Below are 19,618 nucleotides of genomic sequence, written 5' to 3'. Positions count from 1 at the left end.
TCCCGTTCCATCCCTGGCTGGAAAGCCCCGGCCTGGGGCCGGGGCTTTCCAGTTTTCGCGGGCCGGGGGTTCAGTGCGAAGCCACGAGGCGCGCCAACGCCGGCAGGATCCTGTAGCGCGCGATCTCGTGGGGATATTCGCCCCGATTGGCGAGCAGCACGATCCCGATCCGCTGCGCCGGCACGAGGCCGATATAGCCGGAGGCGTTGTTGAGCCCACCCGGCTTATCGACGACGGTGGCGCCTGGAAGACGCACCGTCTCCCAGGCCATTCCCTGTCCGAACTTCTCGTCGACGCGGAAGATCTCGTGCTGTGTCATCCGCAATGCCTCGCGCAAGTGAGGATCGATCGACCGCCCGTCGACGCAGGCCGCAACGAATGTCGCGAGATCCCGCGGCGAGGAAAACATCTGGCCCGTGCCGGGAAAATCAAAATAACTCTGCTGGTTGCCGATGGGGCCGATCGCCATGCCCTGATCCGAGTAGCCCTGGACCGCGCGCTGCATCCAGGCCGCGTCCATGACGGCACGGCCGTCTTCGCCGCGTTCGGGCACGGAGGTCGCATTCATGCCGATCGGCTTGAGGATACGTTGTTCGAGCAGGGTCGCGATCGGAGCGCCGTAACAGCACTCGAGCACGAGCTGAAGCAGTACATAGCCGGCGTGGCTGTAGACGCGCTGCTTGCCCGGCACCTCGCCGGCTTGCGGTCGCCAGCTGTTGAACATGTCGATGAGCTGCGCGCGGGAAAACGTGTCGCTCGGCCAGGGCGGATGGTCGGTCGGCAGCAGCATGCCTGAGGTGTGCGTCACGAGCTCGCCAACGGTGACGCGGCGGACATAGTCGCCGGTGAGCTCCGGGAGATATTTCGCCAGACGATCGTCGAGCCGCAGCTCGCCGCGGAGGGTGCCGAGCGCGACCAGCGTCGCCTCGAACGGCTTACGCAGGGAACCGAGGTTGAACAGCGTATCCGGCGTGACCGGCCTTTGCGTGGCGTCGTCGGCAAAGCCGTAGTTGAAGAACTCGACATGGCTGCCGGCATAAAGCGCGGCGGCGAGACCGCCCGGCTGGTCCGGTGTTGCGGTCGGCGCCAGCTCGTTCGCGACGATGTCGCGCATCTGCGCGATCATGTCGGAATCCGCGGCGGCGCCGCGCGGCCAGGCAAGCGCGAGCGGAACGAGCGCAGCCCGGGCCAGGGCCCGTCGGGTGAGATACGATGAGGTGACAACAGACGGCACGGCTCTGGCGCAGGATTCGATGCGCCCCCGGTCTCTTGTAGCGGGAAGGACCGTGCCTCCCTATTCACGATTGCGCGTGGTGGGTTCCGCGCGAATGGTTCGTAGCCTGGATGGAGCGAAGCGCAATCCGGGTTATCGCCTCACGGAGAGATTCCTGGATTACGCTTCGCTCCACCCAGGTTACCCGTCGGCAAAATTTAACTTAGCTAATTGGCTAACAATTATTGACGCCGGATGGCGGCAGCCCTATAGTTAGCTCCATGGCTAACCAATTATCCCGACTCGATCAGGTTTTCGCGGCCCTTGCCGATCCCACCCGGCGGGCGATCGTGATGCGGCTCTGCGCCGGCGAGGCGTCGGTCGGCGAGCTTGCCGATCCCTTCGAGATGGCGCTGCCGAGCTTCATGAAACACATCCACGTGCTGGAGACGAGCGGGCTCGTCCTGTCGGAGAAATCCGGCCGCGTGCGCACCTGCCGCCTCAGTCCTGACGCACTCCTCACTGCGGAAGACTGGTTCCAGCACCAGCGTGCGATCTGGGAGGCGCGGCTCGATCGCTTCGAAGCCTATGTGATGAAGCTGAAGAAAGAGCGGACGGCTGCCAAGCGGCCGTCCAAGACAAGTAACAAGACGATCAAACGGAAAGGTTCCTGATGATGACGAATTCTGCCAATCCCGCCCTGTCGCAATGGTCGCTCGACCGCGAGATCGTGATGTCGCGCGTGATCGACGCGCCGCGCGATCTGGTGTTCGAGGCCTGGTCTGACCCCAAGCATTTGCCGCAATGGTTCGGGCCGAAGGATTTCAAGCTCGAGACCTTCGAGATCGACGTGCGGGTTGGCGGCGTCTGGCGCTTCAACATGATCGGCCCGGACGGCACGGTCTACCCGAACCGCATGCGCTTCCGCCGCATCGAACGGCCGTCGCTGATGGAGATGGACCATGGCGCCGACCAGGACGACGATCCCGGCCTGTTCCGTTTCACCATCACTTTCGCCGAACAGAGCAATGGCAAGACGGTTCTGATGATGCGGCAGCTGGCGTCGAGCACGGTGCAGCGCGACGGTATGATCAGCTTCGGTGCCGTCGAATACGGCTACCAGACGCTCGACAAGCTCGCGGCCTATGTGGGCGGAATGAAGAGGTAGCGCCAACGCTCGTCCGGAGGCTCGACGAGGGCCTCCGGAATATCGCCGCAACGACGAATATGACAGCGCGCAGGTCAATTATGACAGCGCGATAACGAAGTTTTTGTCGCTTGGAACGACGGATTTATGACAGAATTGCTACCTTGGATGTCAAATTTGACTACAGCGGAGCGATTCATGTTGCAGTGGCAGGCGCGGACAAATCCCCTCGCATGGTGGTGGGGGTCCCTGACGCTGGTCAGTGCTGCCAACATTCTCGTCTGGTTCATGCTGTACCGCGAATTCTACCCGACGCCCGCCGGCAGCCTCAGTGGCGGCTCCGACATCGGGCTGATGTTCCTGCTCTGCGCCGGCTATGTCTTCGGCTGTGCGTTCCGCTCGTTCCTGCCGCGCGCCGACGTGCAGCGGATCTGTCTGTTCGACACCTGGCTCTCCAGCGTCTTCGTCGGCCGCACGGTCGCGACCGTGGCCGAACTGTGCTTCGCCGCGCAATGGGCGGTCATCCTGCATCAACTCGGGACCATGACGGGCGCCGAGACGGTCGTGAACATCGCGTGGGTGATCGTGCCCATCATCATCATCGCGGAGTGCTTCTCCTGGTATGCGGTGGTGACGACCAACTTTCTCTTCAACGCGATCGAGAACTCGCTGTGGGCGGTGACATTCTTCCTCGCGGGCATCGCGCTGTGCCGACTGATGCCGGAATTCCAGGGACCGGTGCGGTGGGCGCTGATTGCCGGCATCATCGGCATCGCCTGCTTCCTGGCCTTCCTCGTCACCGTCGACGTGCCGATGTATCTCAGCCGCTGGCGGGCAGGGCACGAAGAGGGCAACAGGTTGCTCGGCTTCCTCGAAGGCCTGCATGACGTCTCGACGCGCTGGGTCGTGACCCACGACATCGCGCACTGGAAGGGCGAGCTGACCTGGATGTTCCTGTATTTCACCGCCGCCGTGTGGTCGAGCCTCGCGCTCTGTGCGCTCTACGCGATGGAAGGCTATCTCACGCGCTATCTGGCCTGAGCGATCAGGCCTCGCCGAGATCGACCTCCGTCAAGATGCCCTGACGCAGCGCCAGCCGGACTAGCTCGATGTCGGATCCGACGCCGAGCTTGTCCTTGATCAGGGAATGCAGGTTCGCCACCGTCTTCGGGCTGACATGGAGCGTCTCGGCGATCTCCTCTGTCGTGTTCTCGGCGAGCAGCAGCCGCAGCACCTCGAACTCGCGCGGCGTGAGGACGTCGGCGGCAGAGCTTTCCCCGGCGAGCCGGCTCAGCGCGAGCTCATGATCGATGTCGGGACTAATCGCGATCTTGCCGGCGAGCACGTCCATCACGGCGCGCACCAGCGTCTCCGGGGGACTGGTCTTGGTGACATAGCCCCTGGCACCGGCGCGGATCGCCTGCACGGCAAAGCCGGCATTTTCATGCATGGTGAAGACGAGGATTCTCGCGCTCTTGTCCCACTGCCTGATGCGCCTGACCGCCTCGATGCCGCCGATGCCGGGCATGCTCAGATCCATGATGACGAGGTCGGGCGCCTCCGATTTGTAGAGACGATAGGCCTCCGCGCCGTCGGCGGCTTCGGCGATGACGCGAAGTCCCGGCTGCTTCTGGAGCACGGAACGATAGCCTTCGCGGACGACGGAATGGTCGTCGACCAGCAGAATGGTGGCATCGGCCGCGCTCATGCGGCATGCTCCAGCGGCGGCCGATCGGCGGCTGCGAGCGGAATGACCACGCGCAGTGCGGAGCCGCCGTTCGGCGCGGCCTCGAAGCTCAATTGGCCGCGCAAGGCTGCGACGCGCTCGCGCATGCCGAGCAGGCCCATTCCGGATTTCGCGACGGGATCGCTCGCGCGTCCGTCATCGTCGATCGCCAGCGCGATCTCGCTGGCCCCCATCGTCAATTCCAGGCTGACCCGCGTGGCGACGGCATGCTTGGCGGCATTGGTGAGCGCCTCCTGCACGATCCGGTAGAGGCTGGCGCTGATCGTGGCCGGCAGGGTCTCGAATGCGCCGTCGAACCGGATCGAGAAGCGCGTCTCGCCGCGGCTGCGTCCGTTCCAGCCCGCGACGAGGCCTTCGAGGCTGGCGACGAGCCCGAGTTCCTCGACATCGGGCGGCCGCAGCCGGAACAGCGTGCCGCGCAACGTCTCCATCATGCCGGTTGCGGTCCGCGCGATGCCGTCGCATTCGCCAAGCAGGGAAGGGCAGTCCTGCGCGGCGGTCTGCCGAGCGGAGGAGGCGAGCGCGCGGATGGCCGCGAGCGACTGGCCGAACTCGTCATGCAGCTCGCGCGCGAGATGGCGGCGCTCTTCGTCCTGGAGCGCGATCAGCTTCCGCGTCAGCTCGCTGCGTTCGGCAAGCGCGGTCTCGAGGCTTTCGGCGAGATGGTTGAAGCCGTCGCGGATCGCGGAGAGTTCGGCAAGGTCGAACGGCGGCAACCGCGTGGTGAGGTCGTTGGCGGCAATCCGCTCGAGGCCGGTGCGGATCATGCGGGTGGGGCGCAGCGCGCGTGCCAATGCGGCGTAGACCAGCGCGCAGAGCAGCGGCAGCGCGATTGCCAGCGCCAGCATCAGGCGGCCGGCCTCGTGCCAGGCCTCCGCGGTCTGCACGGCCGGCTCGACCGAGACGACGGCGTCGCCGAGCTTCGCTCCGCGCACGATCACAGGCCGTGCGGCTTCGCGGCCGGGGTCGAACAGGCTGCGATAGAAGGCCGTGAAAGCTTGCGGCGGCGGGTTCGCCGGGGCGGGCGCGCCGCTGCAGAAACGCTGGAGGATGTCGCCGCTCGTGCCGCGGAACGCCAGGCACAGGCCGGGCGTCATCACATAAGCCGAAACGGGGTCGAGGTTGGGAAAGTCCGAGCGGGGGCTCGCCACCCACTGGATCTTGCCCTGCTGCAGCTCCAGCGTCTTGGCCACGATCGCGGCGATATCGTCGAGGCGCGCATGCGCCGCGCGGTCGGCCGTAATCAGGAAATAAGCGGAGATGGCGGCGAAGCAGGCGGCCGATATCGCGGCCACGCGCAACGTCAGACGGACTTTGAGATCGAACCTCGAGCGGTTCCACATCGGCGGGCACCTGGTGCGAACGGGTTAGTCGCGTCCGCATTAAACGGCAGAACGCATCCGGCGCAAAGCCGCCAGGCGTGAGTGCGGTGCACCGTCGTGAAATTTTCCCGGCGATCGCCGGGACCGGCGCCGCTGCATGGCTTGATTGCGCCGTCCAGATTGGCGCGCCGCACCGTCACACGAGGCACATTTATGCACCTGCGCCGGTTGATCCTCTCAGTCTGTCTCCTTCTCCTGATTCCGGCGTTTCATGCGCCGGCCGGCGCCGAAACCGCCATCGGCATCGCCATGGACGACTTCAGCTATACCGATACGTCGGCTGAACCCGCCAACCAGACCGCCGCCCACGAGCGACGGCTGGCAGCTTTCATGGCCGCGCTCCGGCAAGACATTGGCGGAGACCGGCGCTACCGGCTCGTGCCCTCGGCCCAGGACGGCGCGGCCTTCAAGGTGATCGGCGGCATCCAGAAGACGAGCACGCTGGTGCAATGGGCCAAGGTCGCCGTGATCGACGTCGGCGCCAAAAAGGTCGTGATGGACAAGCTCTACACCTTCCGCGGCGACAATGATGAATCATGGGAGCGCGCCGAGATCTTCGTGTCGCGCGAGATCATGGCCGCGCTTGGCACGCCCGCGCCGATCGCACTGGCCGTGTTCGATTTCGAACTGGAGGATACGACCGCCGCTTCGGCGGGCGCGTCAGCCACGTCAGATGCGTCATATCTGGCCGAGGTCACCGGCAGCGTGCGCGAGGCGCTGGGTCAATCCGGCCGTTACCGCATCGTCGATATCGGCGGCGAGGCGGTGAAGGCGCGCGCGTTGCGCGACTGCAACGGCTGCGAGGCGGCGATTGCGCAGAAGCTTGGCGCCGACCAGGCGCTGATCGGCGTGGTGCGGCGGGTCAGCCGCACCGAGTACACGCTCGGCTTCCGGGTGCGCGACGCCAGGACCGGCACGGTGCTGGCACGCGGCGACAGCGGCCTGCGCCTGGGCGCGGACTATTCGTGGAAACGGGGTGCCGTGCGGTTGGTCAGCGATCGCATGATCGAGAACCAGCCGCAGCAATAGGCCTCAGAACGTCAGCTGCACCTTCATCGACTGCGAGCGGTCGCTGGCGAGCTCGAACGCCGCGACCGCGTTCTCGAATGGCATGGTTGCCGTAATCAGCGGCTTGACGTCGATCAGACCTTCGCCCATCAGCCGCACCGCCAGCTCGAATTCGGGATCGAAGCGGAAGGTGCCGCGGAGCTGCAATTCCTTGGCGACGATGGAGTTGATCGGCAGCGTCATCTCGCCGCCGAGCCCGAGCTGCACGAGCGTGGCGCCGGGCCTGAGCACATCGAGCGCGGTCCGGAGCGCGGCCTGATTGCCGGAGGCTTCGAACAGCGTGTCGAACACGCCCTTGCCGGCGCGCCAGGGATCGAGCGCGGCGGCATCGGCCGCGACGTTGATGGCGTGAGTGGCGCCGAGCTTCCTGGCGACCGCAAGCGGCGCGTCCGCGACATCGGTGACCACGATCTCGGCCGCGCCGCCGAAGCGCGACACCAAAATCATCAGCGCACCGATCGGGCCGCAGCCGGTGATCAGCACGCGCTTGCCGAGCAGGGGCCCGGCCTGCTTGCCGGCATGCAGGCACACCGCGAGTGGCTCGGCGACCGCGGCTTCCGCCAGCGACAGCTTGTCGGCGATCGGAACGGCCTGCGCCGCATCGACCGTGATGAATTCGCGAAACCCGCCCTGCACATGGGGAAAGCGCATCGCGCTGCCGAGGAAGCGCATGTCGAGGCACTGGTTGCGCATGCCTTCCTGGCAATGCAGGCACTGGCCGCACGGCTTGCTCGGATTGACCGCGACGCGGGTGCCCGGCTTCACGTTCGTGACGCCGTCACCGACGGCTGCGACGACGCCCGCGATCTCGTGCCCGAGCGCCATCGGCTGCTGGATGCGCACGACGCCGAAGCCGCCGTGATGATAGTAGTGCAGATCGGACCCGCAGATGCCGCCGTTCGCGATCTTGACGCGGACTTCACCCGGACCGGGCGCTGCATCCGGATAGAGATCGATCCGCAGATCTTTCGGTGCGTGGATCACGACGGCGCGCATGGTTGGCTCCCTTCAGCGTTTCGCGGCTCACATCGCAGCGATCATGCCGCCATCGACATAGATGATCTGGCCGTTGACATAGGTCGAGGCATCCGACGCCAGGAAGATTGCAGCGCCCACCAGCTCGTCCGGTCGGCCCCAGCGCTTGGAGGGAACGCGGCCCATCAGCCAGTTGTTGAAATCGGTGTTGTTGACCAGGGCCTCGTTCATGTCGGTCAGCATATAGCCGGGGCCGATCGCGTTAGCCTGGATGCCGTGCTGGGCCCATTCCACCGCCATCGAGCGGGTCAGGTTCTTGATGCCGCCCTTCGCCGCCGTGTAGGGCGCAATCGTCGGACGCGCGAGCTCGCTGCCGAGCGAGCCGATATTGATGATCTTGCCGTGCTTGCGCGGGATCATGCGCTTGGCCGCCTCGCGGCCGATCACGAAGGCGCTGGTGAGGTTGGTCTCGATCACCTTGCGCCACTCGTCGGTGGTGAACTCCACCAGCGGCTTGCGGTGCTGGATGCCGGCATTGTTGACGAGGATGTCGACCGCGATGCCCTTGTTGTCGAAGTCGTTGAAGGCGGCCACGATCGCGGGCTCGTCGGTGACATTGAACGCGGCGCCTTCCGCGAGGTAGCCGGCGGCGCGAAACTCGGCGACGGCCTGCTCGACGCGCTTGGGATCGACGCCGTTGACGATGATCCTGGCGCCGGCCTTGGCCATGCCCTCGGCGATGGCGCGGCCGAGGCCGCGGGAGGAGCCGGTCACGAGCGCGGTGCGGCCGGAAAGGTCGAAGAGGGCGGTGCTCATCTCAAGAATCCTCAGACGTCGGAACGGCGCACGGTCAGATCGGAGCGGTCGAATACGGCGGGCAGAAGGTCGACGCCGAGGCCGGGGCCTTCCATCGGATAGACGAAACCGTCCTTGATCGTGGGCATGGTGGTCACGAGCTCATTGTACCAGCCCTTGTAGAAGGCGCGCACCGATTCCTGGATCAATGTGTTGGGCTGGCTGAACGACATGTGGATGGCGGCGATGAAGCCGATCGGGCCGATGCAGTCGTGCGGTGCGAAGGGCCGGTGATAGGTCTCGGCCATCGCCGCGATCTTGCGGCCTTCGGTGAGACCGCCGGTCCAGCACAGATCAGCCATCACCACATGCATGGCGTCGCGGTCGAGCATATCCTTGTAGGGGAAGCGCGAGCCCAGCGTCTCGCTGGCGCAGACCCAGACGTCGGTGCAGCGGGCATATTCGGCCAGCGCCTGCGGCGAGTTCATCCGGATGGGGTCTTCGTACCAGGTCGGCTTGTAGGGCTCGAGCGCGCGCGCGATCTGTTTTGCGGTCGGCAGGTTCCAGAGCGAATGAAGCTCGACCATGATCTCCATCTTGTCGCCGACCGCTTTTCGGATCTTCTCGAACGGCTCGATCGCCTGCTTCATCTGCGCGGCGGAGATGTAGAGACCCTTGTTCTCCTGCGCCGCCGGATCGAACGGCCAGATCTTCATCGCCGAGATGCCGCTTTCCAGAAGATTTTCGGCAAGTGCATCGGCATGGTTCATGAAGCCGTCGAGGTCTTCGTAGGGGCCCTTGGAGCCACCGAGATTCCAATTCGCGACCGGGCTGATATTGGTGGAGCGGACATATTGGGTGCCGGCGCAGGTGTTGTAGATGCGCTGCTTGTCGCGGCAGAGGCCGCCGAGCATCTGGTGCACCGGCTGATTGCAGACCTTGCCGAACAGGTCCCATAGCGCGATGTCGATTGCCGAAGCCGCGCGATATTCGACTCCGGTGGACGACTGCGCCATCGGCAGGTTCAGCATGTCGCGATGGATCGCCTCGATGTGCAGCGGATTGCGGCCGAGCAGGCGGCCGGCAAAGGTGTCGTGGATCTGGGCCTCGACCGCGCCGGCGCCGTAGAAGGTTTCGCCGAGGCCGATCATGCCCGTGTCGGTGTGGACGCGCACCCAGATGACGTTGGAGAATTCTTCGGTGCGCAGCGTCTCGATCGACGTGATCTTCACGGCAATACTCCTCCCATCGCAGGCGCGCAGCGCCGTCTTGTTGTCATTCTGCACCGCAGCATGGTGCGGGCACGGGCGGAGTCTTACGCCCGCTTGTAATATATCACAACATGTTTTAGGGATATCACCAACAAGGCGCCGCCCTGCAACGACGGCGCGGGCTGAGGGGAGAGACGAGATGGCAACGCGCAAGCGCGCGCTCGAGGTGGTGAGGAACGACGACGGCGAGGGCAAGCCCTCCCGGCGCAACCGTCTCAACTTCTTCGAGCTGGCCTATCAGAGGATCGAAGAGCTGCTCGTCCATTGCGAGCTCAAGCCCGGCCAGTTCATGACGATGCTGGAATTGCAGCACATCACCGGCTTCGGCCGTACGCCGGTTCATCACGCCGTCAATCGTCTCTCCGCCGATACGTTGATCATCATCCGTCCGCGCCACGGTCTGCGCATTGCGCCGATCGATCTGGCACGCGAGCGCATGCTGCTGGCCTTGCGCCGCGACATGGAGCGCTTCGTGATCCGGCTCGCGGCCGATCGCGCCAGCCTCTCGCACCGCAATCAGGCGCTGCACATCGAGCGTCTTTTGCGCGAGCGCCGCGCCAGTCTGACCCTCGACGAGTTCAATCATATCGACCGCCGCATCGACGCGCTGGTGCTGGAGGCGGCAGGCGAGCCCTTTCTGGTGCACACGCTGCGGCCGCTGCACACGCTGTACCGACGCATCGGCTACATCCACCACCGGTTCATGCCGGGACAGGCCGAACTGTCGGGCACGATCGATCATCACCTCGCCATTCTCGCTGCCGTCGCCAGCCGCCGCGTCGAGGACGCAGTGAAGGCGAGCGATGCACTGATCGACTACATGGGCGAGATGTTCACCGGCATGGAGGTCGGGATCGACCCGCGCCTGCTCGATTGCAGCATCGAGCCGCTGCTTGGCACATGATCCGGAAAAGTGTGCAGCGGTTTTCCGAAGAGATCGTGCTCAAACAATTAGGCCAAAGCGCGGTGACGATCCTGATCTCATCGCGCTTTAGAAAGTTTTGAAGAGAGGACCAAAGATGTCGACGATGGCGATGCCACAACCGACCGCGAGCGAAGCCGCGGTCCGCTACCTCATCACGAACTACAGCCCCAAGGGCAACAAGGTCGGCTGGCTGATGATGGCCTCGATCCTGGTCGAGGCCTGGGATCTCTATTCGATCGCCTTCGTGCTGATCTTCATCAAGGAGCAGTACAATCCCGATCCGCTGATGCTGGGCCTGGCCGCGGCCGGTACGCAAGGCGGCGCCATGATCGGTGCGCTGCTCGGCGGCTGGCTCTCCGACAAGATCGGCCGCCGCGTCATGTTCCTGGTGACGATGGTGATGTTCATCGTGCTGGCGCTGGCGCAGGCCTTCGTGCCCAGCGTCGGCTGGCTCGTCGTGATCCGCTTCCTGCTCGGCGTTCCGCTCGGCTCGGATATTTCGACCGGCTACACCTACATCATGGAATCCATGGCCAAGGGCGAGCGCGAGGTCATGGGCAACCGCTGGCAGTTCATGTTCGCGGTCGGTGAAGTCCTCACCATCGGCGTCATCGTGATCTTCCTGCTGATCGACATGCAGCACGAGATGCTGTGGCGCGTGACGCTCGGCCTCGGGGCGCTGCCGGCGCTGATCATCCTGGTGATGCGCCACGACGTGCCTGAGACGGCGGTGTGGCTGGTGCAGAAGGGACGCTACCGCGAGGCCAAGCAGGTCGCGGGCGAGATGTTCAACGACGATCTCGCCATGCTGCCGGACCATGACGTGGAGGTGCCCAAGGTCTCGACCCGCGCGTTCCTCGCCGACCTTAAGAAGGATCCGATCCGCTGGCGCGCCACGATCTACGGCTGGATCGCCTGCTTCGCGCAGGCCAGCGAGTTCTCGACCTTCGCGTTCTACCTGCCGGTGCTCTTTGTGATGGTCGGCGTGTCGAGCGTGCTCGGCATCAATCTGGTGACGATGGCGCTGTTCTCCTTCGCCGCCGTGTCGGGCTGGGTCGGTCCGCTGCTGACGCCGAAGATCGGCCATCGCGGCATCTCGATCGCGGGCTTCTCGATCGTGCTGGCCTCGCTGCTGGTTGCCGCCTTCGCGCTCTACACCGACAACAAGATCCTGCTGCCGTTCGCGGCTGCCGCCATGCTGTGGGGCCATTATTGGGACGCGTCGAACTGCATGACGATCCCGACCATGGTCGCCAAGCCGAAATACCGCGGCACCGCCAGCGGCTTCGCCTACATGTTCGTGAAGTTGCCGTCGTTCCTCGCGATCTTCCTGTTCCCGACGGTGTTCGCTGCAATCGGGCAGGCGAATGCCACGCTGATGGTCGCGATCTTCCCGCTGATCGGATTGCTCGCCGCGATCTTCATCCTGCCGGAAGTCTACGGCTACGAGAACGATTGATCTCGCAAGCTACCTGATCGCGGCCGCCAAGGCCGCGATCAGGGCCGGTGGCGTCACCAGCAGTCCGAGCTTGAGGAACGGCCAGGCGCCGACCTCGATCTTCTCCCGCCGCAGCGCCACCAGCCACAGGATGGTGGCGAGCGAACCGGTCACCGACAGATTGGGCCCGAGATCGACGCCGATCAGGATGGCGCTGACGACCGGCGCGGGTAAATGATGGCTGGCGGCGACCGAGCCGGCAACGAGGCCAACGGGAAGATTGTTGGCGATGTTGTCGGCGACTGCGGTGGCGATGCCGACGCTCCAGGCCGCCTTCGTCACGGATTGCCCGACAGCTTCATGCAGCAGCGCGCTGAGCTGCCCGATCACGCCGGTCTTGATCAGCGCTTCCACCATCACGAACAGCCCGCCGACCAGGGGCAGCACGCTCCAGGAGACGCCGCGCAGCACGGGTAGCGGCGATTGCCGGTTGAGCAGCAGCACGATTGCGGCCGTCACCACGCCGCAGACGAAGGTCGGCAGGCCCAATTGCTTGTCCAGCGCGGAGGCCGTGACCAGCACGATTCCGATCGCCGCGATGCCGATGGCCGTCAGCTTGCCGCCGCGGCCGAGTTTTGGATGCGGCACGCTGCGCGCGATCGTCTCTTCCTTCAGGGCGCGGTGCTGGGTCAGGCGCAGCACGACGTAGGTCAGCAGGATCGAGGCCGCCGAGGGCAGGGCGAACAGGCGCAGCCATTCGGTGAGCGCAGGCATGTGGGCCCCGAACACGACGAGATTGGCCGGGTTGGAGATCGGCAGCACGAAGCTTGCTGCGTTGGCGATGAAGGCGCAGACGAAGAGATAAGGCAGCGGCTTGGCGCCGGCTGCGCGCGTCGCGGCATAGACGGCGGGCGTCAGCACGATCGCGGTGGCGTCGTTCGAGAGCAGGACGGTGACGAGCGTGCCGACGATGTAGATCAGCAGGAACAGCCGCTGCGGCGAGCCGCCGGCATATTCCACGGCGAGCGCTGCGAGATAGTCGAACAGGCCCTCGAGCCGCGCCAGTTCGGCGATCAGCATCATGCCGATCAGGAAGAGATAGACATCGACGCCTTTCTCGATGCCGGTGAGCGCATCCTGCCACGGCAGCAGGCCGAGCAGCACCAGCGCGCCGGCGCCGATGACGGCCCAGATCGCCTCCGGCAGGCGAAAGGGCCGGATGATGACGCCCGCGGTCGCGGCGACGATGATGCTCCAGGCCAGGATGGCGTCAGACGGCACGGTCAGTCCTCGAAGTGGGAAGGCTTCATTCGGGAGCGATAGCGGAAGCCGATGCCGATGTCTTCCCCCGCGGGCGCGGACGGCTATCTGCGATTTGCCGCGTCTCGGCCCGAGCTTCAGTCCACAATGTTGCTCAAAAGCCTGTGGGGTTAGGGCGCCGCGATAGCGCCGTCGTTGCGAGCGGAGCGAAGCAATCCAGACTGTCTCCGCGGAGCGAGTTCCGGATTGCTTCGTCGCAAGAGCTCCTCGCAATGGCGGAATCTGTGGAGGCGTCTCGCGATGTTCACTCTCACCGCGCCATCGACAGCTTTGCCGTGATCGCCTTGCGCAAGATGCGCGACAGCGCTTCGACCGAATACGGCTTCTGGATCAGCTCGAAACCGCGATCGGCGTTCTCGGCGAGAACGTTGCTGTAACCAGAGGTGAGCACGACGGGCAGGCCCGGATAGCGTTCGCGGATGATGCCGGCGAGCTCGACGCCGTTCATGCCGGGCATGATGACGTCGGAGAAGACGAGATCGACGGCGAACTCGTTCTCGCCGAGGATGGCGAGCGCCGCATTGGCGTTGGCGGCGCGGCGGACGACATAACCGAGGTCTTCCAGCAGCTCCGTGGAGAACCGGCCGACCTCGTCGTCGTCTTCCACTACGAGCACGCGATAGCCGCGCCCGGTGGACGCGGCCTCATAGGTCAGCGCCGCGGCTTCCTGATCCGTCGCGGGGCTTTGCGCCCGCGGCAGATAGATGGTGAAGGTCGCGCCTTCACCATGCTTGCTCGTCACGGCGATGTCGCCCTCGGACTGCTTTGCGAAGCCGAAGGCCTGGCTCAGGCCGAGGCCGGTGCCCTTGCCGACCTCCTTGGTGGTGAAGAACGGTTCGAAGATGGCTTCCATGTTTTCAGGCGCGATGCCGCTTCCGGTGTCGGCGACCGAGATCGCGACATAGTCGCCGCCGCGCGCCGGTTGCGCGCGCAGGTTAGGGATGCCCTGAACCTTCCGGACCGCGATGGTGAGGCGGCCTTCGCCGTCCATGGCGTCGCGCGCGTTGATCGCGAGGTTGATCAGCGCGGTCTCGAATTGCGCGATATCGGCGACCGTGAAGCAGTCGCCATCGTGAACCTCCACCGCGATTTCGATGCGAGCACCGACCAGCGGCCGGACCAGTTGCGCGACGCCTTCAACCTGGCTGGCGACGTTGAAGATCTGCGGTTTGAGCGGCTGCCGGCGCGCAAACGCCAGCAGCTGGGCGGTCAGCTTGGAGGCACGCTCGACGGTGTCGGAGATGGCATCGACATAGCGGCGGCGGCGCTCCTCCGGCAGCTCGCGGCGGCGCAGGAAATCGGTGGCCGAGCGGATGATGGTGAGCAGATTGTTGAAGTCATGCGCGACGCCGCCGGTGAGCTGGCCGATCGCCTCCATCTTCTGCGATTGCCGCAACGCTTCCTCACCGCGGCGGCGCTCGGTGATGTCGACAGCCTCGGGCACCGCGCCGGTGATGTTGCCGTGGCGGTCGAGCACCGGGCGCATGCCGAACTCGAAATCGCGCTCGCCGATGGGAAGGCGCAGGCGCATCTCCAGCCGCACGGCTTCGCCCTTGAGCACGGTGTCGAAGGCCTCGCGCACCAGTGCGCTCATGCCCTCCGTCGTGCTGAACCAGGGCGTCTGCCACAACGGCTTTCCGATCACGTCCGCAGGGCTCGCTTTGATGGCGTCGAGCACGGTCGTGTTGGCGTAAAGCAGCTCGCCCCTGAGATTGACGAGGCCCTGATATTGGTTGCTGGTTTCCAGGATCGCGCGCAGCCGCGCCTCGTTGGATTCGAGCTCGGCGGTGCGCTCGACGATGCGTTCTTCCAGCGTCTCATTGAGCTGCCGGAGCTCGATCTCGGCTTGCTTGGCCACCGTGATGTCGTGGGCAACGCCGATGAAGCCGATATGCCTGCCGGTCGGGTCCCAGCGCGGCTGCGATTCCGAACGCAGCCAGCGCCACTCGCCGGCGGAATTCTTGTAGCGGGCTTCCAGCACGAACGGTTTGAGCGATGCTTCACCCTGGACGGATTGCTGCAGCACATGCGGCAGGTCGTCCGGATGCAGCACCTTGCGCCAGTCGAAAGAGATGGCCTGGTCGTAGGGCAGGCCGACGAAATCGACATAGGCCTGGTTGGCGAAGGACCGTGTGCGGTCGAGCTTGGTGACCCAGATCGGCACCGGCGCGCTGTCGGCGATCAGCCGGAAGCGCTCCTCGCTCTCGCGCAGGGTCTCGCGCACCAGCATCTGGTCGGTGACGTCGATATGGGCGCCCACGAGGCGGAGGGCACGGCCGTCACGATCGCGCTCGATCTTGGCGACGACTCGGATCCAGCGGGTCTCGCCGTCGCTGGGACGGATGATGCGGTATTCGGCGGTGTAGTCCTCGCTCGTGCCGGACAGCGCATCGATGAAGTGCTTTACCGCAGCGTCGCGGTCATCGGGATGAACGCGATTGATCCAATCCTCGTGCGACTCGCCGGCAGCTTCCGGCGGCAGGCCGTGGAGCATCAGATATTCCGGCGAACGGCGGTTCTTGAAGCCTTCGCGGAAGTCGACTTCGAGACCGCCGACCTTGCCGATGCGCTGGATGCGCGCAAGCTCGGCTTCGCGTTCCTGGAGCGCGCGATAGGCGTTGTCACGCTCGCGCGCGACATCTTCCAGGTGCTGGCGCAGCCTTTCGGCGGCGATGGTCTCGGGCAAAGGATCGTTCAAGGCGTTGGCCGTTGTGATGCGGGAGCGCACGTGGCCGACCGATATTCACACAGACGACGCGTGATGGCCATTGCTCAAAAGGAATATGGAAAGAAAGGCGTCGCCGAATGCAGTATGGTGGGCATCAACGAACGCCAAGTCTGGCTATTTGTTCCGAACCTTGGAACGATGAGCCCTCCGCGCGCGTATCCGCGAGGCGCCACAACTTTCATTCCCAAAAGCTCCCTTTCCGAAGAGGCTAAATCTTGAAGCTTTTTGTCTGCCAGGCCTGCGGCAACGTCCTCTATTTCGAGAACCGCGCCTGCGAACGCTGCGGCCATCGGGTCGCCTTCCTGCCGGAGAAGGAGACGATGTCGGCGATCGAGCCCGACGGAGAGGCCTGGAAGACGCTGGCGACCAAGGGCGAAAGTCGCATGCTGTGCAGCAATGCCGAGCACGATTCGTGCAACTGGCTGACGGATGCAGGTGATACCACCGGCTATTGCCGCGCCTGCCGCCATAACGGCGTCGTGCCGGACCTGTCGGATCAGGCGCAACTCGCCGGCTGGCGTGAGCTGGAGATGGCGAAGCACCGGCTGTTCTATTCCCTGATCCGCTGGAAGCTGCCGCTCCAGACCCGGCAGGACAATCCCGAACATGGCCTGATCTTCAATTTCCTCGCCGACGATGCGCAGAGCGGGCAGAAGGTCCTGACCGGCCACGACAACGGCCTGATCACGATCGCGCTGACCGAGGCCGACGACATCGAGCGCGAGCGGCGCAGGCTGGAGATGGGCGAGCCCTACCGGACGCTGCTCGGGCATTTCCGCCACGAGGTCGGGCACTATTTCTGGGACGTGCTGGTGCGCAACGGCGGCGAGCTGGACGAATGCCGCGCCGTGTTCGGCGACGATTCCGCCGATTACGGCCAGGCGTTGCAGCGCCACTATGCCGAAGGCGCCCCGCCGGACTGGCAGCAGAACTACGTCTCGGCCTACGCGACCACGCATCCGTGGGAAGATTTCGCCGAGACCTGGGCGCACTATCTTCACATCGTCGACACCCTGGAGATGGCTAGCGAGTTCGGCATGGAGGTGCGGCCCAAGGTGGATCGCGACGGGGAGTTGACGACGCGCATCCGCTTCAACCCTTACGAAGCGAGGGACGTCGAGGCGATCGTCAACGCATGGCTGCCCTTCACCTTCGCCATGAACAGCGTCAACCGCGCCATGGGCATGCGCGACCTCTATCCGTTCATCCTCTCGCCGGTCGTCGTCGACAAGCTCGGCTTCATTCACGGCCTGGTCCGGAACGTGGGCAAGGCCGGGAAGCCGTAGGCCGTCCGGGAGCTTGCAAAGCCCGTTTCGGTCTTGCTTCGGTCTTGCGCTGGTACGCCAGAGGGGCCGGATTTTGACCGTTGCCTCCGGCCTATTTTGATGTACCACGGGAGCCACACGGCCCATCCCATAGGCTCCAACGGCCAGGGAAGGGTCCCGCCCAAGGTCGAGACTCAAGAAAAGCATGTTCAAACGCATTCTGATCGCCAATCGCGGCGAAATCGCCTGCCGGGTCATCAAGACCGCTCGCCGCATGGGAGTTCAAACGGTCGCCGTCTATTCCGAGGCCGACCGCGACGCTCTGCATGTCGAGATGGCCGACGAGGCCGTGCTGATCGGCCCGCCGGCTGCGGCCGAGAGTTATCTGGTGATCGAGAAGATCGTGGAGGCCTGCCGCAAGACCGGCGCCGAGGCCGTGCATCCCGGTTACGGCTTCCTGTCCGAGCGCGAGGCGTTTCCGCGCGCGCTGGAGGCGGCCGGCATCGTCTTCATCGGCCCCAACCCGGGCGCGATCGCGGCGATGGGCGACAAGATCGAATCCAAGAGGGCTGCCGCGAAGGCAAAAGTCTCGACCGTGCCCGGCTATCTCGGCGTCATCGAGGACGCCACGCACGCGGTCAAGATCGCCGACGAGATCGGCTATCCCGTGATGATCAAGGCCTCCGCCGGCGGCGGCGGCAAGGGCATGCGCATCGCGCATTCGACCTCCGAGGTCGCCGAGGGCTTCAACCTCGCCAAGGCCGAGGCCAAGGCCTCGTTCGGCGACGACCGGGTGTTCATTGAAAAGTTCATTGTCGATCCCCGCCATATCGAGATCCAGCTGCTCGGCGACAAGCACGGCAACGTGATCTATCTCGGCGAGCGCGAATGCTCGATCCAGCGCCGCAACCAGAAGGTCATCGAGGAAGCGCCGTCGCCGCTGCTCGACGAAGCCACCCGCCGCAAGATGGGCGAGCAGGCGGTCGCACTCGCTAAGGCGGTGAATTACGACTCCGCCGGCACCGTCGAATTCGTCGCGGGGCAGGACAAGAGCTTCTACTTCCTCGAGATGAACACGCGCCTCCAGGTCGAGCATCCCGTTACCGAGCTCGTCACCGGCGTCGACCTCGTCGAGCAGATGCTCCGCGTCGCCGCCGGCGAGAAGCTCGCGATCACGCAGAAGGACGTCACGCTGACGGGCTGGGCAGTGGAGTCGCGTCTCTACGCCGAGGACCCGTTCCGCAACTTCCTGCCCTCGATCGGTCGTCTGGTGAAATACCGTCCGCCGGCGGAAGCGAGCCAGGACGGCATCACCGTGCGCAACGACACCGGCGTGCAGGAGGGCGGCGAGATCTCGATCCATTACGATCCGATGATCGCAAAGCTCGTCACTCACGCGCCGTCGCGCGCGGCCGCGATCGAGGCGCAGGCCACCGCGCTGGACTCGTTCTACGTGGACGGTATCCGTCACAACATCCCGTTCCTGTCGGCGCTGATGCATCATCCGCGCTGGCGCGAAGGCCGGCTCTCCACCGGCTTCATCGCCGAGGAATTCCCCAAGGGCTTTGCCGTGCGCGTGCCGGAAGGCGAGGTCGCACGGCGGCTTGCCGCGGTCGGCGCCGCCATCGATCACGTGCTCGGCGAGCGCAAGCGGCAGATCTCGGGTCAGATGGGCGGCCGCATCGTGCAGCGCGAGCGTCGCCGTGCGGTCTGGCTCGACCGCCAGGAGATCCTGCTGGAGATCGCGCGCGAGGGCGAGGCGGTCGCGGTGCGTTTCCTCGATGCCGACGGCAGGGCCGGCAATGCGCATCTGTTGCAGTCGCCGTGGAAGCCAGGCGATCCGGTCTGGCAGGGCACCATCGACGGCCACGTCGTCGCGGTGCAGGTGCGCCCGATCGCGAACGGCATCCGCCTCGCGCATCAGGGCGTCGAGGTGCCGGTCTATGTCTGGACCGAAGCGGAAGCAGCCTCGGCGCGACTGATGCCGGTGACCACGGCTGCCGACACCGGCAAGAAGCTGCTTTGTCCGATGCCCGGCCTCGTGGTCTCGATCGCGGTGACCGAAGGGCAGGAGGTCAAGGCCGGCGAGACGCTCGCGGTGGTCGAAGCCATGAAGATGCAGAACGTGCTGCGCGCCGAGCAGGATGGTACCGTGAAGAAGATCCACGCCACCGCCGGCGCGACGCTCGCGGTGGACGCGCTGATTTTGGAGTTTGCGTAGGGTTTGGGGGGACTCTTGCGAGGGGTCCACTGACTTCGTCATTTCGAGCCCCCCCCAACCAAACACCCAGCCCCCCCGGGAAAAATAATGGATTGTTAGCTGCGCGGGCCATTAAGGGGTTTT

General features: G+C 65.1%; 17 protein-coding genes. 9 read left to right on the top strand and 8 right to left on the bottom strand.

The window, feature by feature from the left end; all coding sequences use genetic code 11:
- Positions 1 to 70 precede the first annotated feature (70 nt).
- Complete coding sequence (locus AC0L3K_RS18480; RefSeq protein ID WP_007603134.1) at positions 71 to 1,234, bottom strand: serine hydrolase; 1,164 nt, start codon at positions 1,232 to 1,234, stop codon at positions 71 to 73.
- Between the two features lie 260 nt (positions 1,235 to 1,494).
- Between AC0L3K_RS18480 and AC0L3K_RS18475 the strand changes: the two genes are divergently transcribed.
- The 3 genes from AC0L3K_RS18475 (at position 1,495) to AC0L3K_RS18465 (ending at position 3,401) form a co-directional block, all read left to right on the top strand.
- A complete protein-coding gene (locus AC0L3K_RS18475; RefSeq protein WP_007603136.1) occupies positions 1,495 to 1,887 on the top strand; it encodes an ArsR/SmtB family transcription factor in 393 nt (130 codons plus the stop codon).
- Between the two features lie 2 nt (positions 1,888 to 1,889).
- A complete protein-coding gene (locus AC0L3K_RS18470; RefSeq protein WP_035995752.1) occupies positions 1,890 to 2,381 on the top strand; it encodes an SRPBCC family protein in 492 nt (163 codons plus the stop codon).
- 177 nt (positions 2,382 to 2,558) lie between these two features.
- Positions 2,559 to 3,401, top strand: a complete 843-nt coding sequence (locus AC0L3K_RS18465; protein WP_007603139.1) for a hypothetical protein — start codon at positions 2,559 to 2,561, stop codon at positions 3,399 to 3,401.
- Positions 3,402 to 3,405: 4 nt separating this feature from the next.
- Here the strand turns inward: AC0L3K_RS18465 and AC0L3K_RS18460 are convergent, their stop codons facing one another.
- Both AC0L3K_RS18460 and AC0L3K_RS18455 read right to left on the bottom strand, forming a co-directional pair.
- Positions 3,406 to 4,068, bottom strand: a complete 663-nt coding sequence (locus AC0L3K_RS18460; RefSeq protein ID WP_007603140.1) for a response regulator — start codon at positions 4,066 to 4,068, stop codon at positions 3,406 to 3,408.
- Positions 4,065 to 5,450: a HAMP domain-containing sensor histidine kinase gene (locus tag AC0L3K_RS18455; protein WP_354128530.1), complete on the bottom strand. Its 1,386-nt coding sequence runs from the start codon at positions 5,448 to 5,450 to the stop codon at positions 4,065 to 4,067. The genes AC0L3K_RS18460 and AC0L3K_RS18455 overlap by 4 nt, the downstream gene beginning before the upstream one ends.
- 192 nt (positions 5,451 to 5,642) lie before the next feature.
- On the opposite strand from AC0L3K_RS18455, the gene AC0L3K_RS18450 reads away from it, so the two are divergent.
- On the top strand, positions 5,643 to 6,518 hold the full coding sequence (locus tag AC0L3K_RS18450; RefSeq protein WP_219684009.1) for a DUF3280 domain-containing protein: 876 nt from the start codon (positions 5,643 to 5,645) through the stop codon (positions 6,516 to 6,518).
- A 3-nt stretch (positions 6,519 to 6,521) separates the two neighbouring features.
- Here AC0L3K_RS18450 and AC0L3K_RS18445 read toward each other — a convergent pair whose 3' ends face one another.
- From AC0L3K_RS18445 to AC0L3K_RS18435, 3 genes are read right to left on the bottom strand one after another with little or no spacing between them, the layout of a single operon-like run.
- Entirely contained in the window at positions 6,522 to 7,553 is a 1,032-nt protein-coding gene (locus AC0L3K_RS18445; protein ID WP_219684008.1) for an L-idonate 5-dehydrogenase, read from the bottom strand.
- A gap of 27 nt (positions 7,554 to 7,580) precedes the next feature.
- The gene (locus AC0L3K_RS18440) at positions 7,581 to 8,348 is read right to left on the bottom strand and encodes an SDR family oxidoreductase (protein ID WP_219684007.1); all 768 of its coding nucleotides are present in this window, start codon (positions 8,346 to 8,348) and stop codon (positions 7,581 to 7,583) included.
- 11 nt (positions 8,349 to 8,359) lie between these two features.
- Complete coding sequence (locus AC0L3K_RS18435) at positions 8,360 to 9,559, bottom strand: mandelate racemase/muconate lactonizing enzyme family protein (protein WP_219684006.1); 1,200 nt, start codon at positions 9,557 to 9,559, stop codon at positions 8,360 to 8,362.
- 178 nt (positions 9,560 to 9,737) lie between these two features.
- Here AC0L3K_RS18435 and AC0L3K_RS18430 point away from each other — a divergent pair, with 178 nt between their 5' ends.
- A complete protein-coding gene (locus AC0L3K_RS18430; protein WP_219684005.1) occupies positions 9,738 to 10,502 on the top strand; it encodes a GntR family transcriptional regulator in 765 nt (254 codons plus the stop codon).
- A gap of 115 nt (positions 10,503 to 10,617) precedes the next feature.
- Complete coding sequence (locus AC0L3K_RS18425; RefSeq protein WP_473366562.1) at positions 10,618 to 11,982, top strand: MFS transporter; 1,365 nt, start codon at positions 10,618 to 10,620, stop codon at positions 11,980 to 11,982.
- A gap of 9 nt (positions 11,983 to 11,991) precedes the next feature.
- Here AC0L3K_RS18425 and AC0L3K_RS18420 read toward each other — a convergent pair whose 3' ends face one another.
- Together AC0L3K_RS18420 and AC0L3K_RS18415 are read right to left on the bottom strand one after the other, a co-directional pair.
- On the bottom strand, positions 11,992 to 13,242 hold the full coding sequence (locus AC0L3K_RS18420) for an arsenic transporter (RefSeq protein WP_219684004.1): 1,251 nt from the start codon (positions 13,240 to 13,242) through the stop codon (positions 11,992 to 11,994).
- Between the two features lie 289 nt (positions 13,243 to 13,531).
- A complete protein-coding gene (locus tag AC0L3K_RS18415; RefSeq protein ID WP_219684003.1) occupies positions 13,532 to 16,009 on the bottom strand; it encodes a PAS domain-containing hybrid sensor histidine kinase/response regulator in 2,478 nt (825 codons plus the stop codon).
- 33 nt (positions 16,010 to 16,042) lie between these two features.
- On the opposite strand from AC0L3K_RS18415, the gene AC0L3K_RS18410 reads away from it, so the two are divergent.
- From AC0L3K_RS18410 to AC0L3K_RS18400, 3 genes are all read left to right on the top strand, one after another.
- Entirely contained in the window at positions 16,043 to 16,228 is a 186-nt protein-coding gene (locus AC0L3K_RS18410; RefSeq protein ID WP_354201856.1) for a hypothetical protein, read from the top strand.
- Positions 16,225 to 17,295: a zinc-binding metallopeptidase family protein gene (locus AC0L3K_RS18405; protein WP_219684001.1), complete on the top strand. Its 1,071-nt coding sequence runs from the start codon at positions 16,225 to 16,227 to the stop codon at positions 17,293 to 17,295. The genes AC0L3K_RS18410 and AC0L3K_RS18405 overlap by 4 nt, the downstream gene beginning before the upstream one ends.
- Positions 17,296 to 17,479: 184 nt before the next feature.
- Entirely contained in the window at positions 17,480 to 19,495 is a 2,016-nt protein-coding gene (locus AC0L3K_RS18400) for an acetyl-CoA carboxylase biotin carboxylase subunit (RefSeq protein ID WP_219684000.1), read from the top strand.
- Positions 19,496 to 19,618: the final 123 nt, after the last annotated feature.

It is taken from the genome of Bradyrhizobium sp. MI1.10 (assembly GCF_055811035.1).
Note: the sequence above shows the minus strand (reverse complement) of the source record. Positions and strands in the feature narration are given on the sequence as shown.

Excerpts from the sequence above, each read along its gene's own strand:
- AC0L3K_RS18475 (WP_007603136.1), top strand. The coding sequence starts at position 1,495 with ATGGCTAACCAATTATCCCGACTCGATCAGGTTTTCGCGGCCCTTGCC.
- AC0L3K_RS18470 (WP_035995752.1), top strand. The coding sequence starts at position 1,890 with ATGACGAATTCTGCCAATCCCGCCCTGTCGCAATGGTCGCTCGACCGC.
- AC0L3K_RS18465 (WP_007603139.1), top strand. The coding sequence starts at position 2,559 with ATGTTGCAGTGGCAGGCGCGGACAAATCCCCTCGCATGGTGGTGGGGG.
- AC0L3K_RS18460 (WP_007603140.1), bottom strand. The coding sequence starts at position 4,068 with ATGAGCGCGGCCGATGCCACCATTCTGCTGGTCGACGACCATTCCGTC.
- AC0L3K_RS18455 (WP_354128530.1), bottom strand. The coding sequence starts at position 5,450 with ATGTGGAACCGCTCGAGGTTCGATCTCAAAGTCCGTCTGACGTTGCGC.
- AC0L3K_RS18450 (WP_219684009.1), top strand. The coding sequence starts at position 5,643 with ATGCACCTGCGCCGGTTGATCCTCTCAGTCTGTCTCCTTCTCCTGATT.
- AC0L3K_RS18445 (WP_219684008.1), bottom strand. The coding sequence starts at position 7,553 with ATGCGCGCCGTCGTGATCCACGCACCGAAAGATCTGCGGATCGATCTC.
- AC0L3K_RS18440 (WP_219684007.1), bottom strand. The coding sequence starts at position 8,348 with ATGAGCACCGCCCTCTTCGACCTTTCCGGCCGCACCGCGCTCGTGACC.
- AC0L3K_RS18430 (WP_219684005.1), top strand. The coding sequence starts at position 9,738 with ATGGCAACGCGCAAGCGCGCGCTCGAGGTGGTGAGGAACGACGACGGC.
- AC0L3K_RS18425 (WP_473366562.1), top strand. The coding sequence starts at position 10,618 with ATGTCGACGATGGCGATGCCACAACCGACCGCGAGCGAAGCCGCGGTC.
- AC0L3K_RS18410 (WP_354201856.1), top strand. The coding sequence starts at position 16,043 with ATGGCCATTGCTCAAAAGGAATATGGAAAGAAAGGCGTCGCCGAATGC.
- AC0L3K_RS18400 (WP_219684000.1), top strand. The coding sequence starts at position 17,480 with ATGTTCAAACGCATTCTGATCGCCAATCGCGGCGAAATCGCCTGCCGG.